Origin of the sequence: Escherichia sp. MOD1-EC7003 (assembly GCF_002965065.1) — a bacterium.
In the GTDB taxonomy this organism is placed as follows: domain Bacteria; phylum Pseudomonadota; class Gammaproteobacteria; order Enterobacterales; family Enterobacteriaceae; genus Escherichia.
The window spans coordinates 1-5,410 of sequence record NZ_PTRE01000138.1; the positions used below are offsets into that span (position 1 = coordinate 1).

Genomic DNA, 5,410 nt, shown 5'->3' on the forward strand with positions numbered 1-5,410 from the left:
CCTGGAAAGTTGATCTGAGCTCTCAGTAAATATCAATACGGTTCTGACGAGCCGCTTACGGACAAATCAGCCGGGAGCGGATTTGAACGTTGCGAAGCAACGGCCCGGAGGGTGGCGGGCAGGACGCCCGCCATAAACTGCCAGGCATCAAATAAAGCAGAAGGCCATCCTGAGGGATGGCCTTTTTGCGTTGGTGCGAAAAAACTGCCGGATGCGACGCTGGCGCGTCTTATCCGGCCTACTCCTGCTTATCCGTCCTGCTTTTGCATCCACTCCACGACAAAATCAGCCAGTCCCTTAACATCGTTTATATCCAGTAACGTGACATCAAGATTAAGCGGCACATCACTGGCTACAGCAATAACATACCGGTCTATCATCAACTCGTCCGGTCGATGCCCGGTCCCTTCACGAAACAGCACAATCTTTGCGATCGCTTCATGCTTAAACCCTTCGACCAGAATCAAATCCAGCTTTGAAGCATCCATCCGACTTGCGAGGAAATGCAGATCCAGCTCTTCTTCGTCAGGCGTTTCCGTCATCAAAGCCCATCGTTGCTGGCTGGCAACGATGGTTTGCGCCGCGCCAGCCTTGCGCAGTTCATAGCTATCTTTGCCTGGCTTATCAACATCCATATCATGATGCGTATGCTTAATCAGCCCCGGACGGATCCCTTTGGCGCATAATGCCGGGATCAGTTTTTTCAGCAGCGTAGTTTTTCCGGTGCCACTCCACGCGGCAAAGGCGAGTAACGGTATCATCGTTTTTCCTGCCATCGGGCAAGCTCCTCTGGCGTATTCACGTTAACAAATGCCTCTTTGCGATCGCTGAAATCAACCGCATGACCGCCAGCCAGACGCATAAATGCCATTACCCGGCGTTCTCCTGCTTGTAGATATTCTTGCAATAACGGTTCAATAGCACGATTTACCAGGGCAATAGTCGGGTGATCGCGTTCACCGTCATAAACCCACACTACAGGCGCATCTTTGCGCTGATGATTAAGCCGGGCGGCTAAATCATGGGGAATATAAGGTGTATCGCACGGACAAAACAAAAACCACTCACCTGCATCCTGCTGTATTACCGAAAGCATTCCTGCCAGTGGTCCAGGGTAATCTGCCAGTAAATCCGCTATCACTTTCAGACCGCTCGCCTGATAGATTTCCTGATGACGATTAGCATTAACCACGACGTGAGAGAGCTGCGTCATAAGCGCGTCAGCGACATGTTGCCATAATGGTTTGCCGTTTAATTCCAGCAATCCTTTATCTACGCCGCCCATTCGTCTGGCTTTACCGCCTGCCAGCACAACGCCTGTTATCGTCGTCATCAGATTCACCGATATCGCCTCTTTTATTGTGGGATTGACCCTGCTAACGTGTCTGTCTCAAGAGTAAGGAGCATCACTATGAAATGTAAACGTCTGAATGAAGTTATTGAACTCCTCCAGCCAGCCTGGCAAAAAGAGCCAGACCTTAACCTGCTGCAATTTTTGCAGAAACTGGCGAAAGAGTCAGGTTTTGACGGCGAACTGGCAGATTTGACGGATGACATTCTGATCTATCACCTGAAAATGCGTGATTCCGCGAAAGATGCGGTGATCCCGGGTTTGCAGAAAGATTATGAAGAAGACTTCAAAACAGCGCTATTACGCGCACGTGGCGTAATTAAAGAGTAAAAGCTTGTAAGCGGCGCCACCAAAATCATCGTGAAATGATATCCTGCATCATTCGTAATGTTTTCCGGATGATGGGATGAACAACAGCGCTTTTACTTTCCAGACACTACACCCGGATACCATCATGGACGCTCTGTTTGAGCAAGGGATCCGGGTGGATTCCGGTCTTACCCCGCTTAACAGCTATGAAAACCGCGTCTATCAGTTTCAGGACGAAGAGCGTCGACGCTTTGTTGTCAAATTTTATCGCCCTGAACGTTGGACAGCCGATCAAATTCTTGAAGAACATCAATTTGCGTTGCAACTGGTAAACGATGAAGTTCCGGTCGCAGCACCTATGGCCTTTAACGGTCAGACTTTATTGAATCATCAGGGATTTTATTTCACTGTTTTCCCAAGCGTCGGTGGTCGCCAGTTCGAAGCGATAATATCGATCAGATGGAAGCGGTTGGGCGTTATTTAGGGCGTATGCACCAGACGGGGCGCAAACAGCTTTTTATCCATCGCCCGACCATCGGTCTGAATGAATATCTCATTGAGCCACGCAAGCTGTTTGAGGACGCTACACTGATACCTTCCGGGTTGAAAGCGGCATTCCTGAAAGCGACAGATGAGTTGAGCGCCGCCGTTACAGCACACTGGCGGGAAGATTTCACCGTTTTGCGGCTACATGGAGACTGCCACGCCGGGAATATTCTCTGGCGCGATGGTCCAATGTTTGTTGATCTGGATGATGCACGTAATGGTCCGGCTATTCAGGATTTATGGATGTTGCTCAATGGCGATAAAGCCGAGCAGCTGATGCAGCTGGAAACTATTATTGAGGCTTATGAAGAATTTAGTGAGTTCGACACCGCTGAAATCGGACTGATTGAACCTTTACGCGCCATGCGTTTGGTTTATTATCTAGCCTGGCTAATGCGGCGTTGGGCTGATCCCGCGTTCCCGAAAAATTTCCCGTGGTTAACCGGGGAAGATTACTGGCTACGACAGACGGCGACTTTTATAGAACAGGTAAAAGTTCTACAAGAACCCCCTTTGCAATTAACACCTATGTATTAATCGGAGAGAGTAGATCATGAAAAAGATTTGGCTGGCGCTGGCTGGTTTAGTTTTAGCGTTTAGCGCATCGGCGGCGCAGTATGAAGATGGCAAACAGTACACTACCCTGGAAAAACCAGTTGCTGGCGCGCCGCAAGTGCTGGAGTTTTTCTCTTTCTTCTGCCCGCATTGCTATCAGTTTGAAGAAGTTCTGCATATTTCTGATAACGTGAAGAAAAAACTGCCGGAAGGCGTGAAGATGACTAAATACCACGTCAGCTTCATGGGGGAGGACCTGGGCAAAAATCTGACTCAGGCATGGGCAGTGGCGATGGCGCTGGGCGTGGAAGACAAAGTTACTGTTCCGCTGTTTGAAGGCGTACAGAAAACCCAGACCATTCGTTCTGCTTCTGATATCCGCGATGTATTTATCAACGCAGGTATTAAAGGTGAAGAGTACGACGCGGCGTGGAACAGTTTCGTGGTGAAATCTCTGGTCGCTCAGCAGGAAAAAGCCGCAGCTGACGTGCAATTGCGTGGTGTTCCGGCGATGTTTGTTAATGGTAAATATCAATTGAATCCGCAGGGAATGGATACCAGCAATATGGATGTTTTTGTTCAGCAGTATGCTGATACTGTGAAATATCTGTCCGAGAAAAAATAATTCATTGTAAATCACATAAAGTCCGTGAATATTCACGGGCTTTTTTATTATTTAATAAATATAAATACATTCTGATAATGCAGTCCTACTGCTGGACATTCTTTCAGCATAAGTGGATATTTAACGTTTTGCTGTTTTATCAGGGAATATTTATATGATGCGTAAGTTAGCTACAGGTGTCATTGCTGCGTTAGTCGTAATCTGGGGTGGTGGAACATGGTACACCGGTACGCAAATTCAGCCCGGTGTCGAAAAGTTTATTAACGATTTTAACGATGCTAAAAAGAAAGGTGAACATGCCTACGATATGACGTTAAGTTATAAAAACTTTGACAAAGGCTTTTTTAATTCCCGTTTTCAAGTGCAAATGACATTTGATAACGGTGCACCCGATCTCAATATCAAGCCAGGCCAGAAAGTTGCATTTGATGTGGATGTTGAGCACGGTCCGTTGCCCATCACAATGTTAATGCGTGGTAATGTCATCCCTGCACTGGCAGAGGTAAAAGTGAACTTAGTGAATAATGAGCTGACACAACCGCTATTTATCGCCGCGAAAAATAAATCGCCCGTGGAAGCGACATTGCGATTCGCGTTTGGTGGCTCATTCTCCACGACATTAGATGTTGCCCCTGCAGAGTATGGAAATTTTTCTTTTGGTGAAGGCAAGTTTACTTTTAATAGTGATGATAGTTCATTGTCTAACCTGGATACTGAAGGCAAAGTCGAGGATATTGTTCTGGAATTATCGCCAATGAACAAAGTAACGGCGAAAAATTTTACTATTGATGCACTGACGCGATTAGAAGAAAAGAAATTTCCGGTTGGTGAAAGCGAGTCGAAATTTAATCAGATTAACATTATCAATCGCGGGGAAGAGGTTGCCCAAATCGATGCTGTCGTTGCAAAAACCAGGCTAGATCGCGTAAAAGACAAAGATTATATCAATGTCAATCTGACCTACGAACTTGATAAGTTAACAAAAGGAAATCAGCAACTCGGTAGTGGTGAGTGGTCATTGATTGCTGAATCTATTGATCCCTCAGCGGTGCGCCAATTTATCATCCAGTATAACATTGCGATGCAGAAGCAGCTTGCTGCACACCCTGAGTTAGCAAACGATGAAGTTGCTCTGCAAGAAGTGAATGCTGCATTGTTCAAAGAGTATTTACCGTTATTACAAAAAAGTGAGCCGACCATTAAGCAACCGGTAAGATGGAAGAACTCACTCGGCGAACTAAATGCCAACCTGGATATCAGTATTGCCGACCCAGCCAAATCTTCATCATCCACAAACAAAGATATTAAATCGCTTAATTTTGATGTGACGTTACCGCTTAATGTCGTCACAGAAACCGTAAAACAGCTTAATTTATCTGAAGGAATGGAGCCTGAAAAAGCTCAGAAGCGGGCCGATAAACAAATCAGCGGGATGATGGCATTAGGTCAGATGTTGCAGGTAATCACGATTGACAACAATACCGCCTCGCTGCAACTGCGTTATACACCGGGTAAAGTAGTTTTTAACGGACAGGAGATGAGCGAAGACGAATTTATGTCTCGTGCCGGACGTTTTGTTCATTAAAATACTCACTCGCCTCTGCTCATTCAGAGGCGAGCAAAATTTACTTATCCTGCCGCTGTGATGACATCAACGACGTCAGAAGCCGGTCTTTTTCCTGCCACAGTGAGTTCAGCCATTGCTGAAAATGGCGCTTAAAGCTTTTGTCATTGATGTAGTCGCCATGTAACTCATCGGCAATAGGCTGTAAATCCACATGTACGACAATCCGCGTCAGTTTACCACTTAACATATCGAAGAACGGCTGACGGTTATTTTCCGGATAACACAGCGTAACATTAAGCAGTTTATCGGTAAGCGGCTCGTCAGAACCGTATTGATATTTACTGAGAGCTCAGATCAACTTTCCAGGGCAACAGATCGCGTACCCGGTTTGCCGGCCAGTCCTGGATATGTTCAATGACGTAGCGCAGCCACTTTTCTGGCTCCACATTGTTCAGAC

General features: G+C 46.5%; 6 protein-coding genes and 2 pseudogenes. 4 read left to right on the forward strand and 4 right to left on the reverse strand.

The genetic code is table 11. The features are described from left to right. Positions 1 to 248: 248 nt before the first annotated feature. Both mobB and mobA read right to left on the reverse strand, forming a co-directional pair. Positions 249 to 776 carry a molybdopterin-guanine dinucleotide biosynthesis protein MobB gene (gene mobB, locus A7090_RS20720; protein ID WP_105275357.1) on the reverse strand — a complete coding sequence of 176 codons (528 nt, stop codon included), beginning with the start codon at positions 774 to 776 and terminating at the stop codon, positions 249 to 251. Beyond that, positions 758 to 1,342 carry a molybdenum cofactor guanylyltransferase MobA gene (mobA, locus tag A7090_RS20725; protein WP_105275358.1) on the reverse strand — a complete coding sequence of 195 codons (585 nt, stop codon included), beginning with the start codon at positions 1,340 to 1,342 and terminating at the stop codon, positions 758 to 760. Before mobA ends, mobB begins: the two co-directional genes overlap by 19 nt. Before the next feature lie 69 nt (positions 1,343 to 1,411). On the opposite strand from mobA, the gene A7090_RS20730 reads away from it, so the two are divergent. The 4 genes and pseudogenes from A7090_RS20730 (at position 1,412) to A7090_RS20745 (ending at position 4,971) form a co-directional block, all read left to right on the forward strand. After that, a complete protein-coding gene (locus A7090_RS20730) occupies positions 1,412 to 1,681 on the forward strand; it encodes a YihD family protein (protein WP_001295263.1) in 270 nt (89 codons plus the stop codon). 76 nt (positions 1,682 to 1,757) lie between these two features. Then, positions 1,758 to 2,743, forward strand: a pseudogene (gene srkA, locus A7090_RS20735) (stress response kinase SrkA). Between the two features lie 16 nt (positions 2,744 to 2,759). Beyond that, a complete protein-coding gene (dsbA, locus tag A7090_RS20740; RefSeq protein WP_105275359.1) occupies positions 2,760 to 3,386 on the forward strand; it encodes a thiol:disulfide interchange protein DsbA in 627 nt (208 codons plus the stop codon). 154 nt (positions 3,387 to 3,540) lie between these two features. Continuing rightward, positions 3,541 to 4,971: a DUF945 family protein gene (locus A7090_RS20745; RefSeq protein ID WP_105275360.1), complete on the forward strand. Its 1,431-nt coding sequence runs from the start codon at positions 3,541 to 3,543 to the stop codon at positions 4,969 to 4,971. A gap of 40 nt (positions 4,972 to 5,011) precedes the next feature. On the opposite strand, the pseudogene A7090_RS20750 reads toward A7090_RS20745, so the two are convergent. Beyond that, a pseudogene (locus A7090_RS20750) lies at positions 5,012 to 5,260 on the reverse strand (acyltransferase); the annotation flags it as partial. Between the two features lie 31 nt (positions 5,261 to 5,291). Further along, a partial coding sequence (locus A7090_RS20755) for a transposase domain-containing protein (protein WP_072049206.1) occupies positions 5,292 to 5,410 on the reverse strand: 119 nt, incomplete at its 5' end.